This window comes from Niveispirillum sp. SYP-B3756, from assembly GCF_009495745.1.
Classification (GTDB): domain Bacteria; phylum Pseudomonadota; class Alphaproteobacteria; order Azospirillales; family Azospirillaceae; genus Niveispirillum.
Genome location: NZ_WIDQ01000001.1, coordinates 1 through 19519, shown reverse-complemented (window position 1 = coordinate 19519; position 19519 = coordinate 1). Strand labels below are relative to the sequence as shown.

Sequence of the window (19519 nt, the reverse complement as noted above, 5' to 3'; positions counted from 1 at the left end):
CCCACTCCTGTATGAGGCACATGGCAGGCAACTTGTTCTGAGTGTCAGTCGCAATTTCTGGCCATGCGCGATCAAGGCGGGCCGCTGCTATCGGCCCTCTGTTTATTTGGTTATTCGCTGTCTCAGGCCCGGCCGGTCTGGGCCAGCATCGTGCCGCCCTTCCATTGCCGTGCCAGGGTCAGGCCGATGGCGCCGGCGGCCAGTAGCAGGGCGCCATCGACCCACCACATCATCGGGTCGCCGGCCCCCTGCCAGCGTAGCCCATGGCTGACCACAAGCAGGACCAGCAGCAGCGCTGTCAGCAGCCGCAGCCGGAAGGAGAGCAGCGCCGCCTCCCACCGCAGGGCGGCCAGGGCCAGCACGGCCAGGGTGCTGGCCCAGAAAACCGGGATGGGCGGCCAGCCCGCTGCCAGGGTGGCAAAGGCGGAAACGGTAAAGGCGATGGGCTGGCCCCAGAAGATGGCGGCCCAGACCCGTTCCCAATGCGGGGCCGGATTGCCCCGGTCGCGCCGGCGGGCCAGCCAGATGGTGATGCCGGTGGAGGTGACCAGACAGATGGCGATGCCCAGCACGCCGTAGGCCAGCTTCACCGGCATCCCGCCAAAACTGCCGAAATGCAGCGGCTGCATCGCCGCCAGGGTCTGCATTCCGACCGTCCCTTTTTCATAGCCGCCGACCCAGATCAGCTTGCCGGCCGCATCGAAGCGGTACCGCTCGGTATAGGCAAGCTGGTGCGGGTCATGGGCGGCAATCACGGTCATCTGGCCCGCCGTGCCGACATGATCGATATGGAGGAAGACTGGCCGCGCATCGGGGGTGTTCTCCCACATCTGGGCCAGCATCGGCGCCACGGCGGGAATGGGGGCAGGGCGGGCATCTTCCGTCGCCTGCGGCCCCAGCACCGCCAAAATGGCTTTCTCCGTATCGCCATTATAGGCGGCGTAAGCCAGCACCAGCGTCACCAAACCCGCCAGCCCCAGAAAGGCGCCGGACAGCGAAATGGCGATATGAAAGGGCAGGCCCCAGACCGACAGCCGGTTATGGATATCGGCTTCCTGCAGGCGGCGGGAGCCGCCCAGCCGCAGGGCGAAGGCATCGCGGAAAATGCGTGGATGCGAAATGATGCCGGACATCACCAGCGACAGCAGGGCCACACCGGCAATGCCGACCAGATAGATGCCCCAACTGCCGCCATGGAAGGAATAATGGTGCCGACGCATGAATTCCGTCCAGCCCTCCACCTGCATCCGGGTCAGATTACCGTCGGCATCCGCGTACCAATGCGCCTCCTTGCCGCTGTCATGATCGTGATATTCGGCACTCAGCCGGGGCAGCTCCGCCCTGGGCAGGCGCAGGGTGACTTCATGCAGTGCCTGATCCTCACGGGCCTTGGCCACGATATGATCAAGCGTTCGCTGGATGACAAGGTCGTCGGCATTCGTCACCAGGGGGGCGTCCGGTTCCTCCCAGCGCAGCAATTCCTCATGGAACACGGCCACCGTGCCGGAGAAGCAGACCAGCAGGATCAGGGCGGCAAAGGCGATGCCCAGGGCCGAATGGCCGGCCAACATGGAGCGGACGAAGCTGCTGCCCGCCTCCTGGTTTTGTGTGATCCGGCTCATCAGACGGTTCCCTTGAACAGCAGCGGCAACAGGGCGACGGCATAGCCGGCGATGGCCGTACCGCTCAGCACCATGGCAGAGCGGATGACGCGGCCATCGCACAGGGTCCAGGCCATGCAGCCAGCCCAGACCAGCGGCACCAGCGTGGCGCCGATCACCAGCCGCGTCTGTTCCACCATCGGGGCCTGCATGGCCACCGCGACGCCAATCCCGATGGAGGCGACCGCCCCCAGTGGCCCCGCCAGGATGAAGCGCACGACACCCCGGCCGAATTTCGGCTTGCGTTCCTCCGGCGTGGCGGTGACCCGGCGCGCCCGCGCCGGGCGGATTTCCATATTGGCGCCGACGAAGAGATAGCCCGCCAGACACATACATGTGATGCCCAGCGGTATCCCCACCTCCGTTCCGGCCGCCATCGACCATGCCCACAGGGTCGCCAGTGCCAGGGCGATCCCTAGCGCCAGCGCCGCCCAGCGGCCTTGATCCTGCCGCGCCCAGGCCAGGCGGAAGCCCGCCAGTGCCGCCGCAGACAGGACAAAGCCCAGACCCGCCATCCATGTCATTGCAATGGTTCCCCAACCAGAATTGCCGGGAAACATACGCGAGCCGAACGCTTACGCAATAGGAATGACAACAATTCTCATTTGAATCTATGGTAACCCATCCGGGTTCGGATGAATCAGCTTGACGCGGGGCAGGGAAATGCCCATTCTCACCCTTGTCCCTGTAACCAATGAAAGGAGGTGATCCGATGTCTCGTTCCACTTTGCGGACCCGTGCGGATCTCTCCGTCACCGGGCTTATCCTCGGCTGATACGGATTGGGTCCGTCGGCGGGTTCTTAACCGCCAAGCGGATCGTCTACGGCTACTGTAGGGCAGGGCCGGCACCAGCGATGGAGCCGGCCCTGTTCTTTTCTGCCTTGCGGTTTTTGCCGGCTCTCTTGTGACCAGACCGCTGCAATTTGTTCCGTTTTGTCCGTGACACTGCTATCAAGGCCGACAGTGCCACCGTGCGTAACCAAGAATTCCGGGTGTCCTTTTCGATGAACCGCCACGACCGCCGCCGCAAGATCGCCGACATCAGCAAGACCGATGCGATGTGGTCCGCCTTTCCCGCCGATATGCGCGCGGCGACGGAACTGCACCGGCAGGGCCGGCTGAAGGAAGCGGCGGATACCTATCGCAAGATCACCAAGGTCTATGCCGACCATCCGGATGTGCGTGTCGCCTGGTCCAATCTGGGCGCCACGCTGCAGGGGCTGGGCAAGCTGGATGAGGCGGTGCCGGCCCTGAAGAAGGCCCGCGCCCTGAAGCCGGATCACCCGCCGCCGCACCATAATCTGGGCATGGCGCTGGCCCAGCAGGGCAAGTTCGAAGAGGCGCTGGAAAGCCTGTCCCGCGCCGTGGAACTGGACCCGACTTTCACCAATGCCTGGGTCGGTCTGGCCCTGGTGCGTGAACAGATGGGCGACCTGCCGCTGGCGGTGGAAGCCTATCGCAGCGCCGCCGCTGCCGACCCGCGCGCCGTCGATCCGCGCTTCAACCTGGGCAACCTGCTGTTCCGGCTGGGCCAGGTGGAAGAGGCGCGCGTCGCCTTTACTGAAGTGCTGACCCTGCGCCCGCCTTTCCCGGAGGCGATCTTCGCCCTGGGCCGCACGCTGGAAGTGCTGGGTGATCTGGAAGGGGCAGCCGAACGCTATCTCTCCTCCACCACACTGGCCCCGCAGGCGCAGGTGGCGCATGTGCAGTTCGCCAATCTGGTGCTGGCGATTGCTGAACAGGATCGGGCCACGGCCCTGGCCCTGGTGGATCGCTGGAAGGCGGCCCATCCCGGCCACCCGCTGGCCCCGCAACTGGACGAGCGGCTGGTCGTGCCGGCTGTTGAGGGTCCGGCAGGGGCCTGATTCTTTAGGGTGCAGCCGGTGGGGCTTCCCGCCGGCTGTATCAATCCTGCGGGTGGAGATGGTCGATCCGGTCGGCCATGGCGGCGAAGGCGGGGCGGGCGTATCGATAGCCCTGCATCAGGCTGATGCCCATGTCCCGCAGCGCCTTTTCCTGTTCCGCCGTCTCGATCCCTTCGGCGATGACAGTGATGCCGATTTCCCGGCAGGCGAACAAGATGCCGCCGACGATGGCGCGGCGGATACGGTCATCTTCGATGCCGCGCGTCAGTTGCATGTCGATCTTCACGATATCCGGCTGGAATTCCGCCAGCAGGTTCAGCCCGGAAAAGCCGGCGCCGAAATCGTCAATCGCCGTGGTGAAGCCCTGTCGCTTATATTCGGTCAGGATGCGGCGCAGATGGGCCACATCCTCCACCCGTTCCGCCTCTGTGGCTTCGAACATGATCTGTGAGATGGGAAAGCCGGTGCGGCGGGCGGCTTCCAGGGTGGTGCGGATACAGGTGGCCGGCTGATAGACAGCGTTGGGCAGGAAATTGACCGAGAGTTTTTCCCGCATCCCCAACGCTGCCGCCATTTCGATTGCCCTCACCCGGCAGGTCTGATCGAAACTATAGCGATTATCATCATTGACCTGATCCAAAACCCATTGGGCCGACTGCCCCTCCGTCCCCCGCACCAGCGCTTCATGGGCGAAAATGGTGCCTTGAGCCAGATCGACGATGGGCTGGAATGCCATGGTGATGGGTATTGTCATGGGGGTCCGGCATTTGCCGCCGCAATGATCAAAATCGGGTTGTTGATCATGCGGGCTATCCATGGGGTCACATCCGGTCAGGCAAGGAGGTGGCTGGCGGCCGTGATGCTCGCCAGCCTTTGTTCCCCCGACTGTATTTCTGCCCCTGCCGGCCGGCAAGCGCGTCTTACAGTCTTTCTATCGCCTCAGAACTTCACCGTTCCGCTCAGCATCCATTGCAGGGGTGCCTGCGGATAATAGGCGTAAGGCCCGTCGCTCTTGGAGACGACGTTGTTCACCTTGCGGTCAAACAGGTTGCGCCCGGTCAAGGTCAGTTCCAGCGCCTCCATCGGAGCCCAGGTGATGGCGGCATTCACCAGGGCATAGCCGCCGGCCTTGCGGCTGTTGGCCCCGTCATAGGCATAGTCGCCCGACACATCCAGCCAACTGCGCAGGGTCAGCGCCGGCTGATCCAGCCGCTGGCTGATTTCCACCCGGCCGCTGTGGCGCGGCACACCCGCCACATCCTTGCCGGTAAAATCATAGGGAATGTTGGTATCCGGCTCCAGGAAGGCGTTCTTTGTCCAGACCGCATCGGTGAAACCATAGCTGAGCGCCAGCGCCAGCCCGGGATTGATATCCCGCAGATCGGCATTGGCCTCCAGTTCCACCCCGCGTGAACGCTGGCGACCGGAATTGATGGTGCGGGCCGACGCCCCCACCGGCAGCAACTGAAGCAGGTCACTGCGCTTCAGTTGATACAGGCTCAAGGTACCGGTCAGGCGGTTATCCAGCAGGGTGGCCTTGATACCGGCTTCGATATTCTTGGCCAGCTCCGGTGCCAGGTTGGTGTTGCGGTTGCGGAAGGACCAGAGCGGGCCGAAGCCCGGGCTGAACCCTTCGCCATAGGTGGTATAGGCGGTGACGTTTTCCGCCACCTGCCAGCGCACCGACAGCTTGGGGCTGAGCCGGCTGTCGCTGTCCTTCACCGTTACCTCCGGGTCCGGGCCATAGCCGCTGCCCGACGGACCGTAGAAGACCTTGCGCTGGAACCGGTCATAACGGGCGCCGGCCGTCAGGGTCAGGGCCTGCCAGTTGAAATCCGCCTGGGCGAAACCGGCCTGGGTTTCGTTGCGGGCGTGGGCATCCATCAGCCGGCTATAAAGCCAGTCGCCCTGATTGATGTAGGAGCCCGTGGCCACATCGCGGCGGCGGATATAGAACAGGGGGCCGAAATCGAATTCCCCGCTCCAGCTTTCAATGTGATTGGCATTGATGCGCTCGGCAGAACCGCCGGCCAGCAGCCGCCAATGATCATCGATCCGCCAATCGACCTGCTGTTCAGCGAAATAGGTGTCCGTGCTGCCATCGACGCGGAAGCCACTGAAATTCACCGTGCTGTCGCCGGGGGTGAAGCGCTGGAACGCGCCCTGCACCGCCCTTGTATTGGCATGGCGATAATGCAGGCGGGTGGTGGATGTCACAGTGTCGGTGACATCGGCCTCCAGCAAGGCGGTGCTGGTCCACATGCGCTTGTAGAAGCCGGCCCCGTCATTGTTCCAATTGCCTTCCCGCCCGCCGGGCAGGGCAATCGGGGTGCCGCGTCGGTCGGTCGGCAGCTCGCCGGCCAGATCCTGCTTGGTGTTGACATAGGTGCCGGTGAGGTTGAGGCGTAGCCGTTGATTCAGGTCCAACCGCTGTTTGGCGAAGATATTCTCCTCATTCCGGCCGGTACGGTCGCGCCAGCCGTCGGAACGCTGCAACTCCGCTGACAGCAGCAGGGCGCCGACATCGCCGGTCGGGCGCTGGATCATGGCGGCGGCCTGCCGCCAGCCATCGGAACCGATGCCGGCCTGGGCGGCCGCCTGCGGTTCATCGGTCACCGCACGGGTGACGTAATTGATGGTGCCGGCAATGGCACCCCGGCCATAGAGGGCAGAGGTGGGGCCGCGCACGACTTCCACCTGGCCGACAGCGCCAAAGGTAAGCTGTTCCATATCGCCTTCATCATCGCCGGTGACGAAGGGCACGCCATCCATCAGCACGACGATGGTGTCGTTATGGATGCGGTTGGGCACGCCACGGATGCTGATATCCGTATAGGTGCCCTGGTCATTGGTACGAACATTGATGCCGGGCAGGCCGCGCAGCTCTTCCCCGATAAAACGGGTGGCCTTGGGCTCGAAATCCGCCCGGTCCACGCGGGAGACAGAGGCGGGAATGTCGCGGATGGCGGTGGCGCGGCGGGTGGCGGTGACGATGATCTCGTCAATGGGGGAGGCGGCTTGCGTCTCCTGCGCCTTGCCCGGCTGGGCGGTGAGTGACAGCGCCACCAGGGCGGTCATGGACGCAATACGGGCGTAAAGGCGTTGGGGTTTTTGCATGGTTGCGGAACCAATGTATGGGGTTCGATCTGGGTTCCGCGCCTCAATCTTTGAAATCGTTCGCTAAAGCAAGCACGGCATCTCCCCCGGATGGCAGCCCTGCGCCACGGGCGGGGCGGGGGAGCAGCAAAACGGCGCGGGTTTTGCCCCGCGCCGTCTGTATGAAAACGGGTCCGTGTCCCGGCTTCTTGGATACGGAAGAGGTTACATTACCGTCATTCCCGCGAAGGCGGGAATCCAAACAACAGAACGGGTTATGGATTCCCGCCTTCGCGGGAATGACGGTGAGAGAGCGAAACTGAATGTGGGCAGGCCCGAACCCAAGCCATACAAGCCCACCCTCTCAAGCCCCTTTATTCCGCCGCCACCGCAAAGGGCAGGGACAGGTTCAGCATGTCCAGTTCGGTGCCTTCGCGGGCGGCGAAGGCACCGCTGAAAGCGCGGGCGGCATCGCGCTCAATCGCGGCGATGGCGGTATCATCATGGTCGGGGTCATGGTGGAACAGGCAGAGATGTTTGGCCCCGGCCTCCTTCACCAGCTTCACGCCTTCACTCCAGGTGGAATGGCCCCAGCCCTGGCGGGTGGCATATTCCTCATCCGTGTAGGTGGCGTCATAAACCACCATGTCGGCGCCATCGATCAGGGCCAGGATGCTCTGGTCGATCTGACCGGCGACATGTTCAGTATCGGTGATGTAGCAGAAGGCCTTGCCGCCAAACTCGATCCGGTAGCCGACCGCACCGCCGGGATGGTTCAACTCGCCGGTCTTCACCACCAAGCCGGGGGCGAGGTCCAGCCGGTCCCCGGCATGGAGATTGTTGAAATCGATCTTGGCGCGCATGGTCTTCAGCGGCACAGGGAAGAGCGGCTTTTCCATGCAACTGGTGAAGACCTCACCAATGCATTCGCAACCGGTCAGGTCACGGGCATAGACGTTCAGGTTGAAATCCGGGCAATAGCCAGCCTCGAAAAACGGGAAACCATTGATATGGTCCCAATGCGCGTGGCTCAGCAACAAGGTGGCATTGCGTACATGGTCGCGCTTCAGCCGTTTGCCCAGCGCGCGCAGACCCGTGCCCGCATCCAGGATCAGTGTCTGGCCGCCGACCGTCACCTCCAGGCAGCTGGTATTGCCGCCATAGGTGAGATGGGAAGCGTAAGCGCAGGGGAAAGTGCCGCGCACACCCCAGAATTTAACCTTGAACTCCATATCCGCCCCTTGGCGCCGGGCAAAGGGCCCAGGCCGTCACTCGCCCCGTTATCGGATACATTCCGATACTTAAGAGCAAGGTTCCAGAAAAATAAGCGGATGGGCATTGTGTACATGTGACGGGGAACACAGGAAAGCCGCGCAAAAGGTCATGCCGGCTCTGTTCTGTCATGCCTTTGAAACAATGCGCGCGCTTCCATGCCCAAAGCCAGCTGATGCATGGGGCAAGTTTTTTCGCGGTTGACAGAAACTTAACGTTCCGTCATCTAATCCGATATCGGATGAATTGACGCCACCCGCCCCGGTGCCGATCGTCCGATTTCGCGTCTGGAGTCGTTCTCTCATGTTTTCCGCCTTGCTGCGCGCCTCCATGCGCGCTGTCCGCATTGATGATCAGTCCGTGCAGGACCGTGACTTCGCCTGGGAGGATAGCGAGCCGCCCCGGCCCCTGCCCTCCAAACCCTTTGCCTTTGCCATCGACCTGCTGCGGGAGAAGTTTCGCGGCCGCGTGCTGCTGCTGGCGCTGGCCGTCTGCATTGGCCAGGGGATTGAGGCGTTCGAGCCCTATGCCCTGAAGGCGGTGGTGGATGCGCTGACGGCGGCCACTGGCGGCGACCCGGCGACGGGTATGCAGGGTTTGGGCGTGGGCGGCTGGTTCCTGGTGCTGCTGGGTATCTGGCTGGGCAGCATGGGTCTGTATCGCGTCTATCAGATCGTCGATATCTATACCTCGCCTTCCATCCGGGCCTTGGCGCAGAAGCGGATGTTCGGCTGGCTGCTGGGCCACAGCCCCCGCTATTTCCAGGATAATTTCGCCGGCAAGCTGGGCCAGAAGATCAAGCAGGGTGCCAATGCCGTGCTGTCCCTGGTGGAAATCCTGATGTGGGATGTGCTGCGGGTCATTGTGCTGCTGGTGGTGGCGCTGGGCCTGCTCTGGACGGCATCGCCGCTCTTCTCCGCCGTGCTGGCGGGGTGGATGGTGCTGTATGTCGCCGTCTCCTTCTGGCTTTCGCGTCACTGCTTTCGTCTGTCGGAAGCGATGAGCGATGCGGTCTCCACCAGTTCCGGGCGGATCATCGATGCTGTCACCAATGCCGATCTGATCCGGGGGTTCGCCCGTACGGCGTTCGAGCGGTCATTTCTGGGTCATTACCTGAATGCCGAGCGGTTCCGCTCCCGCCGGCTGCGCTGGTTCCTGGTGGTGATGCGCGTCTTCCAGATGCTGTCCATCATGGGGTTGCTGGGTGTGCTGGTCTGGGTGGCCATCGCCCGCACCTTGCAGGGGGCGATGACGGTTGGCGAATTCACCCTGGTCTTCACGCTGGCCTTCCAGATTTCCAACACGGTCTGGCATCTGTCGGACCGGATGCTGAACTTCTTTGAAGAGCTGGGCACCCTGTCGGAAGCGCTGGATCTGGTGTCGGCCCCGCATGAGATCACCGATGTGCCGGGGGCCCCGGCCCTGCGGGTGCAGGCGGGGGGGATCGAGTTGCGGGAGATTCATTTCAGCTTCCCCGATGGCACCAAGGTATTTGACGGGCTGAACCTTTCCATCCGTCCGGGGGAAAAGGTGGGGCTGGTTGGCCGCTCCGGTGCCGGCAAAAGCACGCTGGTCAAGCTGATCCGTCGTCAGTTCGACCCGCAATATGGCCGGGTGCTGATCGACGGGCAGGATATCGCCCATGTGGCGCGGGAAAGCCTGAATGAGTCGATTGCCGAGGTGCCGCAACAGCCGGGCGTCTTCCACCGCACCATCGGGGAAAACATCGCCTATGGCCGCCCGGGTGCCAGCCAGCAGGAGGTGGAGGAAGCCGCCCGCAAGGCCCATGCGCATGAGTTCATCGCCCGGCGTTCCACCGGCTATGACACGATTGTGGGGGAACAGGGGGTGAAACTGTCGGGCGGGGAGCGCCAGCGTGTCGCCATCGCGCGGGCCTTGCTGAAGGACAGCCCCATCCTGATCCTGGATGAGGCGACCAGCGCGCTGGACAGCGAGTCCGAACATCTGATCCAGGAAGCGCTCTGGACCCTGATGGAAGGCCGCACGGTGATCGCCATTGCCCACCGGCTTTCCACCATCACCGAGATGGACCGCATCCTTTATCTGGAAGGCGGGCAGGTGGTGGAACAGGGCAGCCACGCCGAACTGCTGGCGCTGAGCGGCCGCTACGCCCAACTCTGGCACCGCCAGTCAGGCGGGTTCCTGGCGGCTGCGGAGTGAAGGGGGGCTGTCCCTCAACCGTCACCCCGGCGAAGGCCGGGGTCCAGTTTCGGAGAGCGATGCGCCCTTTGATTCTGGACCCCGGCCTTCGCCGGGGTGACGGAGGGGGATAAGCAAACTCACCCCCGAACCAACACCAGCGTCGCCAGCGGCGGCACGGTGATTTCCGCACTATAAGGCTGGCCATCCCAGGGCACCGACTCCGCCAGCACGCCGCCGCCATTGCCGATATTGCTGCCGCCATAGCATTCGGCATCGCTGTTCAGCGCTTCCCGCCAATGGCCGGGGAAGGGCAGGCCGATGCGGTATTTCTCCCGCACCAGGGGCGTGAAGCTGGCCACCGTCACCGCCGCCCGGTCCGGGGCGGCGCCATGGCGGCTATAGACCAGGATGGACTCATCCGAGGCCGCCCCCTTGATCCAGCGGAAGCCTTCCGGCTCGCAATCGCGCTCATGCAGGGCGGGCGTGTCGCGGTAGAGCTGGTTCAGGTCGCGTACCAGATCGCGCAGGCCCCGGTGCCAATGGCCGGTCGCGGCATCATCCAGCAGGAACCAGTCCAGTTCCGCATCATGGTTCCATTCGCGCCGCTGCCCGAACTCCCCGCCCATGAACAGCAGCTTCTTGCCCGGATGGGTCCACATGAAGGCGAAATAGGCGCGCAGATTGGCGAATTTCTGCCAATCATCCCCCGGCATCCGCCCCAGCAGGGAGCCCTTGCCATGCACCACCTCGTCATGGGAGAGCGGCAGGATGAAGTTCTCTGAGAAGGCGTAGAGCAGGCCGAAGGTCAGGTCATTATGGTGGAAGCGGCGATGAATGGGGTCGCGCGCCATATAGCGCAGCGTGTCATGCATCCAGCCCATGTTCCATTTATAGCCAAAGCCCAACCCCCCGACATAGGCAGGGCGGGACACGCCGGGCCAGGCGGTGGATTCCTCCGCGATGGTGATGGCCCCGCCGCCCTGGCCCTCATCCTCCCCATAGACCAATTCATTCATGCGGCGCATGAAATCGATGGCCTCCAGATTCTCCCGCCCGCCATAGCGGTTGGGAATCCATTCGCCTTCCTTGCGGCTATAATCCAGGTACAGCATGGAGGCGACGGCATCCACACGCAAGCCATCGACATGGTATCGGCGCAGCCAGAACAGGGCATTGGCGATCAGGAAATTCGTCACCTCATTGCGGCCGAAATTATAGATCGCCGTGTTCCAATCCGGGTGATAGCCCTGGCGCGGGTCGGCATGGTCATAAAGATGCGTGCCGTCGAACTGGTAGAGCCCATGCGCATCGGTGGGGAAGTGCCCTGGCACCCAGTCGATGATCAGCCCGATCCCGGCCTGATGGCAGGCATCGACAAAAAACTGGAAATCCGCCGGGGTGCCGAAACGTGCCGTGGGGGCGTAGAGTCCCAGCGCCTGATAGCCCCAGGAACCATCGAACGGATGTTCATGCACGGGCATCACCTCAATATGGGTGAAGCCCATCTCCTTGACATAGGGCACCAGCTTTTCCGCCAGTTCCCGATATGTGGGGAAGCCGCCATCGGCCCCGCGCCGCCAGGAGCCCAGATGCACCTCATAGATGGACATGGGCGCGCTGCGGGCATTGCGTTCCTTGCGCTTGGCCAGCCAATCCTGATCCTGCCAGTGCTCCGGCAGCGGGGCCGGCACCAGGGAGGCTGTGCTGGGCCGGAACTCGGCCGCCTGGGCAAACGGATCGGCCTTCAGCGGCAGCAGGGCGCCATCGGCGGAGAGGAATTCATATTTATAGGCGGCACCGGCGGCCACGCCGGGGATGAAGATTTCCCACACCCCGATGCCGGGATGTTTGCGCATCATATGGATGCGGCCATCCCAATTGTTGAAATCACCCACGACGGAAGCGCGCTGGGCATTGGGCGCCCAGACGGCAAAACGCACGCCCGCCACCCCTTCCACCTGATCGGGATGGGCGCCCAGCCGGTCATACAGCCGCCAGTGTCGCCCTTCACCGATCAGATACCGATCCATCTCCCCCAGCACGGGCGGGAAACGATAGGGGTCATCAATCTCCCACACCGATTCCAGCCGGTGCAGGCGCAGGCGATAGCCTTCCAGCGCCGTCGCCGGCAGGTCGGCGCTGAACAGGCCCGCCGGGTCGATCCGCTCCAGCGTGGCGCGTTCAACCCCATCCGGCCCGATCACCGCCACCTGATCCACATCCGGGCGGAACACGGTTAGCCGGGCGCGGTCGGGATCATCGGCCAGCAGATGCGGCCCCAGCACGGCGAAGATATCCGCACACCGGGCCTGAATGACCGAGTCGATGATGGCGGGGGAGGGGGCCAGGGACATCGGCGGTCCTTATCAGTATCGGTTTGGGGACGATGGGCTTTATAGCGCGGCCGGTCGGGAAAAGATGCGCCTTTTCAGCCGCGTTGCACCAGACGGCGTTCGCGGATGGGCCGCTTGGAACGCGCCAGGCTTTCCGCCAGATTGACCCCGCGCCGCAGCGCCACGGCCACCTGCAGCACATCCAGCATGGCCAGATGGGCCAGCCGGCTGACCATGGGCGTATAGATGCTGGTATCTTCCACCACATCCACCAGCAGGGAAACGCTGGCCCGTTCCGCCAGCGGCGACCCGCCGCTGGTCAGCGCCACCACCTTGGCCCCGCTGTCCAGCGCCAGATCAACCGAGCGCAGCAATTCCCGCGTTCGCCCGGTATGGGAAATGACCAGGGCCGCCGCCGTCGGTCCCAGCAGGGTGGCCGACATGGCCTGGACATGGAAATCCGTATAGGCCACGCAGGGAATGCCCAGGCGGAAGAACTTGTTCTGCGCATCGGCTGCGACGATGCCTGACGCACCAAAACCATAGAATTCCAGCCGCGTCGCCTCCGTCAGGATGGTCACCGCCGCTTCCAGCGCCTCCGCATTGGTGTGGTTGCGCACGCGGGTCAGCGAGGCGATGGAGCGGTTCAGCACCTTGGCGGCGATATCCACCACCGCATCATCGGGCCGCACCTCTTCATGCACATAAGGCGTGCCGGTGGCGAGATCCTGTGCCAGCCGCAGCTTGAAATCCTGAAAGCCGCCACAGCCGATGGAGCGGCAGAAGCGCACCACCGTCGGCTGGCTCACCTCCGCCTCGCGCGCCACCTCCGCCACCGAGGCATTGACCACGGAATGGGGGCGCTTCAGCACCACCTCGGCAATCTTCTGTTCCGATCTGCGCAGGCCCGCCTGCATGGCCCGAATACGTTCCAGCACTGCCGGTACACTCCCCAACCATTCGGACGCCGCCCTGGGGGACGTGATCCCCCAGGGCGGCTGGATGTCCATTTCCTGTGCGTTTGCCTGTTCGGTAACGCCTGTAAGGGAATTACACGAAATCCCCCGCCTTTTGGCAAGCACCCCTTTGCGTTGGTAACGGAAAGGCTCCCCTGTTCCGGGGGATGGGCTTTCCCGCCAGGGCTTAAGGGGTTAGAGCGTAGTAAAGTTACGTTGCACCGCAGCAAGATCGTAACTTATCTACCCGGCAGCGCCAGGGGCTGACGCGGACATGTCACAATGTGGGTAACTGCCTCTTGTGTCGTTTTGTAATTCTGCTACATTCGCCGACGAAAAGGTTGGGGTGCCCGCGCTGATGGGGCGGTTGTCGCAGCCTATAATCAATCCGGTATGCGGACGCAGGGTATGATGGCTGAAATTCTGCAGGTTCCCCCCTTCGACTATGTTGTGTTCGGTGGCACGGGTGATCTGGCCCTGCGCAAGCTGATGCCCGCGCTCTATTACCGCGAACGCGATCACCAGATGACGGATGACAGCCGCATCATCGGCGTGTCACGCACCGATCAGGGGACCGAACAGTTCCGCCAGCAGATTGCCGCGGCGCTGGATAAGTTCGTTCCGGCGGAGGATATCGATGCGGAAGTGCTGCACCGGTTCCTGAACCGCATCACCTATGTGACGCTGGATGCCACCAAGGCGGGTGGCGGCTGGACCGATCTGGCCGAAGCGCTGAAGGATGGGGGGGAGAAGGCGCGCGTCTTCTATCTGGCGACCTCGCCGGCCCTGTTCGGCGCCATCTGCCGCAATATCAAGGAAGCCGGCCTGATCTGCCCGCGCACCCGTGTGGTGCTGGAAAAGCCGATCGGCAAGGATCGCGCCTCGGCCAATGCCATCAATGATGAGGTCGGCGCGATTTTCCGCGAAGACCAGATTTTCCGCATCGATCATTATCTGGGCAAGGAATCGGTGCAGAACCTGATGGTGCTGCGCTTTGGCAATGCCCTGTTTGAGCCGCTGTGGAATGCCGGCTATATCGACCATGTGCAGATCACGGTGGCGGAAAAGGTCGGCGTGGAAGGTCGCGCCGACTATTACGATCGTGCCGGCGCGCTGCGCGACATGGTGCAGAACCATTTCCTGCAGCTGGTCTGTCTGGTGGCGATGGAGCCGCCCTCGTCCCTGACGGAAGACATGATCCGTAATGAGAAGATCAAGGTTCTCCGCGCGCTCCGCCCGATCACAGCGCAGGATGTTCAGTCCAAGACGGTGCGCGGTCAGTATCGCCAGGGCGTGATTGATGGCAAGGCCGTGCCGGGTTACCCGGAGGAGCTGGGCCACGGTAACAGCAACACCGAAACCCTGGTCGCCATTAAGGCGGAGATCGACAATTGGCGCTGGGGTGGGGTGCCGTTTTACTTGCGCACCGGCAAGCGGATGCCGACGCGCTGCTCTGAAATCATCATCCAGTTCAAATCCATTCCGCACAATGTGTTCGGCAAGGGTGCCGGCGAACTGACGGCCAACAAGCTGGTCATCCGTCTGCAGCCCGATGAGGGCGTGAACCTGTCCATCATGACCAAGGTGCCGGGCCCCGGTGGTCTGCGCCTGCGTTCGGTGCCGCTGAACCTTTCCTACGCGGAAACGTTCAAGGATCGTTATCCCGATGCCTATGAACGGCTGCTGATGGACACGGTGCGTGGCAACCCGTCTTTGTTCATGCGCCGGGATGAGGTGGATGCCGCCTGGGCTTGGATCGACACCATCCTGAAGGGCTGGGAAGAGGCGGAGCACCGCCCCGAACCCTATTCCGCTGGTAGCTGGGGCCCGATCAGCTCTGCCCTGTTGCTGGCCCGTGATAACCGCCGGTGGCACGATGCCGAATTCTAATGAACTGAAGGGCTTTGATGCCCGTCCCGCCCTGGTGGCGGCGCTGGCCGATCATCTGGCCGGTGTGATCACCCAGGCGGTGGCGGCGCGGGGCGCGGCCACGCTGGTGCTGTCTGGCGGCACCACGCCGGCCGACCTGTTCCGCTTGCTGGACCAGATGGACCTGCCCTGGGATAAGGTGAGCCTGACCCTGTCGGACGAGCGTTGGGTGGATCCGGACGATCCGGCCAGCAACGAGGCGATGGTTCGCCGCACCCTGGCCAATGCCTTGGCCAAGGGTGCCCGGCTGGTGGGGCTGAAAAGCCCCGGTGCCAGCGTGGCCGACGGGCTGGACGCGACCAATGAGCGGGTGGCCACGCTGGCCTGCCCCTTCGATCTGGTGCTGCTGGGCATGGGGGAAGATGGGCATACCGCCAGCTTCTTCCCCGGTGGCGAGGGGCTGGAACAGGCGTTGAGCGGTGCTGGCGGGCTGGCCGTGGCTGGCGTGGTGCCGGCCATTCCCGGTCCCGCCCGCATCACGCTGACTCGCCCGGCCCTGCTGGACAGCCGCGCCATCGCCCTGCTGATCACCGGCGATGCCAAGCGCCGTGTGCTGGATCAGGCGCTGGAGCCGGGTCCGGTGGAGGCGCTGCCCGTTCGTTCCGTGCTGCACCAGGATCTGGTGCCGGTTTCCATCTGGTGGGCGCCCTGAACCCCCGCGGGGCTGCCTGACCTGACCAATTCCCCGGGGTGGGGAGAGTTTCGCCATGACCATTGATGCCATCCGCCGCGTTACCGACCGTATTGTCGAACGCAGCGCCGCCGGTCGCGCCGCCTATCTGGCGCGGGTCCGGGCTGCCCAGCAGCAGGGGCCGCGCCGCGGTACGCTGGCTTGCGGCAATCTGGCCCATGGTTTCGCCGCCTGCGCCGCCGATGACAAGGCCAAGCTGAAATCCGGCTCGGAGCCGAATCTGGCCATCGTGTCGGCCTATAATGACATGCTGTCGGCCCATCAGCCGCTGGAAACCTATCCGGCGCTGATTAAGGAGGCGGTGCGTAAGGCGGGGGCGGTGGCCCAGTTCGCCGGTGGCGTGCCGGCCATGTGCGATGGCGTGACCCAGGGGCAGGCCGGGATGGAACTGTCCCTGTTCTCCCGCGATGTCATCGCCATGTCGACGGCCATTGCCCTGTCGCACAATATGTTCGATGGCGCGCTCTATCTGGGTGTTTGCGACAAGATCGTACCGGGCCTGTTCATCGGCGCGCTGGCCTTCGGCCATCTGCCGGCGGTGTTCGTGCCGGCCGGGCCGATGACCTCTGGCCTGTCCAACCCGGAAAAGGCCAAGGTCCGCCAGTTGTACGCTGAGGGCAAGGTCGGCCGCGACGCGCTGTTGGAAGCAGAGTCGCAGAGCTATCACGGGCCGGGCACCTGCACCTTCTATGGCACGGCCAATTCCAACCAGATGATGATGGAGATCATGGGGCTGCATCTGCCCGGCTCCAGCTTCATCCACCCCAACACGCCGCTGCGCGACGCGCTGACCATCGCCGCCGCTGAACGCGCGGCCAAGATCACGTCCCTGGGGGATGATTATACGCCGCTGGCCGACATCATTGATGAGAAGGCCATCGTCAATGCCATGATCGGCCTGATGGCTACCGGCGGGTCGACCAACCACACGATCCATCTGGTGGCGATGGCCGCTGCTGCCGGCATCACCATCGACTGGCAAGATTTCAACGACCTGTCGGCGGTCGTGCCGCTGCTGTCCCGCGTCTATCCCAATGGCGTGGCCGATGTGAACCATTTCCACGCCGCCGGCGGGATGCAGTTTGTCATTTCTGAACTGCTGGATAATGGCCTGCTGCACGGCGATGTGAAGACCGTGGCGGGTGAGGGCGGGTTGGATGCCTATCGCCAGGAGGCATTCCTGGACAATTACGGTGCGGCCACCTGGCGTCCCGGCGTGAAGGTTTCTGCCGATACCAAGGTGCTGCGCCCGGTGGCCGATGCCTTTGATGCCACGGGCGGTATCCGCTTGCTGACCGGCAATCTGGGCCGCTGCGTCATCAAGGTGTCGGCGGTGAAGCCGGAACATCGCGTGGTGGAAGCACCGGCTCTGGTGTTCGACAGCCAGGATGACATGCTGGCCGCCTTCAAGGCTGGCAAGCTGACCGGCGATGTGGTGGTGGTGGTCCGTTATCAGGGGCCGCGCGCCAACGGGATGCCGGAATTGCACAAGCTGACCCCCTCGCTGGGCATTCTGCAGGACAAGGGTTTCAAGGTGGCGCTGGTCACCGATGGTCGCATGTCCGGTGCCTCCGGCAAGGTGCCGGCGGCCATCCATGTCACTCCGGAATGTCTGGCCGGGGGCCCGCTGGCCCGCGTGCGCGATGGCGACATCGTCCGCCTGGATGCCGAGGCCGGCACGCTTGAGGTGCTGGTGGATGCCGTTGAATTCGCCGCCCGCGATGTGGTGGTGCCGGACCTGTCCGGCAATGAATGGGGCATGGGCCGCAATCTGTTCGGTGCCTTCCGTGGCGTGGCCACGGGTGCTGAACAGGGCGGCAGCTGCTTCACCGTCAACCCGGTATAACCTCTACGCAGTTGGATAAAGCTTCAATGACCACCGATATCACCCAAATCTGCAGCCTTGCCCCTGTCATTCCGGTCATCATCATTGACCGGTTGGAAGATGCCGTGCCGCTGGCCAAGGCGTTGGTGGCCGGCGGGTTGCCAGTGCTGGAAGTCACCCTGCGCTCACCGGTGGCGCTGGACGCGCTGGCGGCCATGGCGGAAGTGCCGGGTGCGGTGGTTGGTGCCGGCACGGTGGTGGAACCGTCGCAGGTGGATGCTGTGGCCAAGGCCGGTGCCAAGTTCATCGTCAGCCCTGGCACCTATCCGGAGCTGGTGACGGCGGTGCAGGATAGCGGCATCCCCTATCTGCCCGGTGTTGCCACCCCGTCGGAAATGATGGCCCTGCTGGCCCGTGGCATCCGCCATCAAAAGCTGTTCCCGGCCACGGTGGTGGGCGGGATCGACATGCTGAAGGCCATCGGCTCCCCTCTGTCGCAGATCCGTTTCTGCCCGACGGGCGGGGTGAACGCCACCAATGCCAAGGATTTCCTGGCCCTGCCGAACGTGATGTGCGTCGGCGGTTCCTGGGTCACCCCCGCCAAGCTGGTTGCCGCCGGCGATTGGGCAGGGATTGAGGCCCTGGCACGCGAGGCCGCTGCGCTGAAGCCCGCAGCCTGAGCTGTATTACCCGTTTTCAGTCCTCACGGCCGCCGTTTCTCCGGTCATTTCGCGGCGGCCGACCTTGTGGGCGTCCAGGGGCAACCCTGGGCGCCCATCTTTTTTTGGCTCTAATACCAACGGTCAGGGCCTGTTGAAAAAGCCCAAACATTTTGATTCGATGGCGATGTCACGGGAGGCATCGGCATGTTGGGTCAAAAGGATCGTCGTCAGCCTGAGCTGTTTGTGTCGGGGTCGCTGCGTGAGCTGTTGCCAGCAGACCATGTGCTTGTTCGGGTTGATAAGGTTCTCGATCTGGGTTGGCTTGAGGCGGAGGTTGCCGATCTTTACAGCGCTCAGACGGGCCGCCCCGGCATTGCGCCGGAGGTAGCGGTTCGGTTGATGCTGGCTGGGATGCTGCTGGGCATTGTTCATGACCGGCGGCTGATGCGGGAGGCACAGGTCAATCTGGCGATCCGCTGGTTCATCGGCTATGGGCTGCATGAGCCATTGCCGGACCATTCGAGCCTGACCCGCATCCGCCAGCGCTGGGGGGCGGATCGGTTCCGCCGGATTTTCGTGCGTACCGTCCAGTCTTGTATCGCCGCCCGGATCGCCAAAGGCGAGATCGTCCATATCGACAGTTCGTTGATCCGGGCCAATGTCAGTTGGGATGCCATCGCGCGGCGCCATGTCGACGCCGTTGAGACCGCCAATCCGCAGGCAAGCGATGAGGATCGGGGCGATGGGCTGCCGCCGGCGAAGGACGAGAAGAAGAAGACCGCTATCTGCACCAGCGATCCCGATCGCCACGCTGACCACCAACAAGACCGGTCGCCGGAGCGAGCCCGCCTACAAGCATCACACGGCGGTAGACGCCGAGCGGGGTGTGGTGCTCGACGTGGCGGTGACCACCGGTGCCGTCCATGACACGAAGATGACCGAAGCCCAACTTGATGCCATTACAGCAACCACCGGCGTCGCCATCCAGGTGGCGACCATGGATGCCAGCTACGCCATCACGCGGATCTTTGCCGACCTGGAAGCGCGCGACATCGAAGCCATCAT

At 63.7% G+C, this 19519-nt stretch carries 13 protein-coding genes and 1 pseudogene; 7 read left to right on the top strand and 7 right to left on the bottom strand.

All coding sequences use genetic code 11. From position 1 onward, the window contains the following. Window positions 1-122: 122 nt before the first annotated feature. Together GE253_RS00070 and GE253_RS25735 are read right to left on the bottom strand one after the other, a co-directional pair. Complete coding sequence (locus GE253_RS00070) at window positions 123-1622, bottom strand: PepSY-associated TM helix domain-containing protein (protein WP_173012412.1); 1500 nt, start codon at window positions 1620-1622, stop codon at window positions 123-125. Further along, window positions 1622-2185 (bottom strand): hypothetical protein, encoded by a 564-nt coding sequence (locus GE253_RS25735; protein ID WP_173012411.1) that lies wholly within the window; start codon window positions 2183-2185, stop codon window positions 1622-1624. Before GE253_RS25735 ends, GE253_RS00070 begins: the two co-directional genes overlap by 1 nt. Before the next feature lie 481 nt (window positions 2186-2666). On the opposite strand from GE253_RS25735, the gene GE253_RS00065 reads away from it, so the two are divergent. Further along, entirely contained in the window at window positions 2667-3527 is an 861-nt protein-coding gene (locus tag GE253_RS00065; protein ID WP_153202117.1) for a tetratricopeptide repeat protein, read from the top strand. Window positions 3528-3567: 40 nt separating this feature from the next. On the opposite strand, the gene GE253_RS00060 is transcribed toward GE253_RS00065, so the two are convergent. The 3 genes from GE253_RS00060 to GE253_RS00050 all read right to left on the bottom strand — a co-directional run bounded on the left by GE253_RS00060 (window position 3568) and on the right by GE253_RS00050 (window position 7855). After that, a complete protein-coding gene (locus tag GE253_RS00060) occupies window positions 3568-4281 on the bottom strand; it encodes an EAL domain-containing protein (RefSeq protein ID WP_247878413.1) in 714 nt (237 codons plus the stop codon). A 185-nt stretch (window positions 4282-4466) separates the two neighbouring features. Next, window positions 4467-6644 (bottom strand): TonB-dependent receptor, encoded by a 2178-nt coding sequence (locus GE253_RS00055; RefSeq protein ID WP_247878412.1) that lies wholly within the window; start codon window positions 6642-6644, stop codon window positions 4467-4469. A gap of 353 nt (window positions 6645-6997) precedes the next feature. Continuing rightward, window positions 6998-7855, bottom strand: a complete 858-nt coding sequence (locus GE253_RS00050; RefSeq protein WP_153202115.1) for an MBL fold metallo-hydrolase — start codon at window positions 7853-7855, stop codon at window positions 6998-7000. 343 nt (window positions 7856-8198) lie between these two features. On the opposite strand from GE253_RS00050, the gene GE253_RS00045 reads away from it, so the two are divergent. After that, window positions 8199-10076 (top strand): ABC transporter ATP-binding protein, encoded by a 1878-nt coding sequence (locus tag GE253_RS00045; RefSeq protein WP_153202114.1) that lies wholly within the window; start codon window positions 8199-8201, stop codon window positions 10074-10076. A 119-nt stretch (window positions 10077-10195) separates the two neighbouring features. Here the strand turns inward: GE253_RS00045 and glgB are convergent, their stop codons facing one another. Both glgB and hexR read right to left on the bottom strand, forming a co-directional pair. Then, window positions 10196-12412, bottom strand: coding sequence for a 1,4-alpha-glucan branching protein GlgB (gene glgB, locus GE253_RS00040; RefSeq protein WP_153202113.1), 2217 nt, complete (start codon window positions 12410-12412; stop codon window positions 10196-10198). 74 nt (window positions 12413-12486) lie between these two features. Continuing rightward, window positions 12487-13329, bottom strand: a complete 843-nt coding sequence (hexR, locus tag GE253_RS00035; RefSeq protein ID WP_348770746.1) for a transcriptional regulator HexR — start codon at window positions 13327-13329, stop codon at window positions 12487-12489. A gap of 429 nt (window positions 13330-13758) precedes the next feature. Here hexR and zwf point away from each other — a divergent pair, with 429 nt between their 5' ends. From zwf to GE253_RS00010, 5 genes and pseudogenes are all read left to right on the top strand, one after another. Then, a complete protein-coding gene (zwf, locus tag GE253_RS00030) occupies window positions 13759-15237 on the top strand; it encodes a glucose-6-phosphate dehydrogenase (protein WP_211101331.1) in 1479 nt (492 codons plus the stop codon). After that, entirely contained in the window at window positions 15224-15928 is a 705-nt protein-coding gene (gene pgl / locus GE253_RS00025) for a 6-phosphogluconolactonase (RefSeq protein ID WP_153202110.1), read from the top strand. The genes zwf and pgl overlap by 14 nt, the downstream gene beginning before the upstream one ends. Before the next feature lie 55 nt (window positions 15929-15983). After that, a complete protein-coding gene (gene edd / locus GE253_RS00020; protein WP_153202109.1) occupies window positions 15984-17813 on the top strand; it encodes a phosphogluconate dehydratase in 1830 nt (609 codons plus the stop codon). Between the two features lie 26 nt (window positions 17814-17839). Beyond that, the gene (locus GE253_RS00015; RefSeq protein WP_153202108.1) at window positions 17840-18472 is read left to right on the top strand and encodes a bifunctional 4-hydroxy-2-oxoglutarate aldolase/2-dehydro-3-deoxy-phosphogluconate aldolase; all 633 of its coding nucleotides are present in this window, start codon (window positions 17840-17842) and stop codon (window positions 18470-18472) included. 186 nt (window positions 18473-18658) lie between these two features. After that, window positions 18659-19519, top strand: a pseudogene (locus GE253_RS00010) (transposase); the annotation flags it as partial.

What these genes read in the sequence shown, in the direction of transcription:
- GE253_RS25735 (WP_173012411.1), bottom strand. Translation starts at nt 2,185, where the DNA reads ATGACATGGATGGCGGGTCTGGGCTTTGTCCTGTCTGCGGCGGCACTG.
- zwf (WP_211101331.1), top strand. Translation starts at nt 13,759, where the DNA reads ATGGCTGAAATTCTGCAGGTTCCCCCCTTCGACTATGTTGTGTTCGGT.
- GE253_RS00070 (WP_173012412.1), bottom strand. Translation starts at nt 1,622, where the DNA reads ATGAGCCGGATCACACAAAACCAGGAGGCGGGCAGCAGCTTCGTCCGC.
- GE253_RS00015 (WP_153202108.1), top strand. Translation starts at nt 17,840, where the DNA reads ATGACCACCGATATCACCCAAATCTGCAGCCTTGCCCCTGTCATTCCG.
- GE253_RS00055 (WP_247878412.1), bottom strand. Translation starts at nt 6,644, where the DNA reads ATGCAAAAACCCCAACGCCTTTACGCCCGTATTGCGTCCATGACCGCC.
- edd (WP_153202109.1), top strand. Translation starts at nt 15,984, where the DNA reads ATGACCATTGATGCCATCCGCCGCGTTACCGACCGTATTGTCGAACGC.
- GE253_RS00060 (WP_247878413.1), bottom strand. Translation starts at nt 4,281, where the DNA reads ATGACAATACCCATCACCATGGCATTCCAGCCCATCGTCGATCTGGCT.
- GE253_RS00065 (WP_153202117.1), top strand. Translation starts at nt 2,667, where the DNA reads ATGAACCGCCACGACCGCCGCCGCAAGATCGCCGACATCAGCAAGACC.
- pgl (WP_153202110.1), top strand. Translation starts at nt 15,224, where the DNA reads ATGCCGAATTCTAATGAACTGAAGGGCTTTGATGCCCGTCCCGCCCTG.
- glgB (WP_153202113.1), bottom strand. Translation starts at nt 12,412, where the DNA reads ATGTCCCTGGCCCCCTCCCCCGCCATCATCGACTCGGTCATTCAGGCC.
- GE253_RS00045 (WP_153202114.1), top strand. Translation starts at nt 8,199, where the DNA reads ATGTTTTCCGCCTTGCTGCGCGCCTCCATGCGCGCTGTCCGCATTGAT.
- GE253_RS00050 (WP_153202115.1), bottom strand. Translation starts at nt 7,855, where the DNA reads ATGGAGTTCAAGGTTAAATTCTGGGGTGTGCGCGGCACTTTCCCCTGC.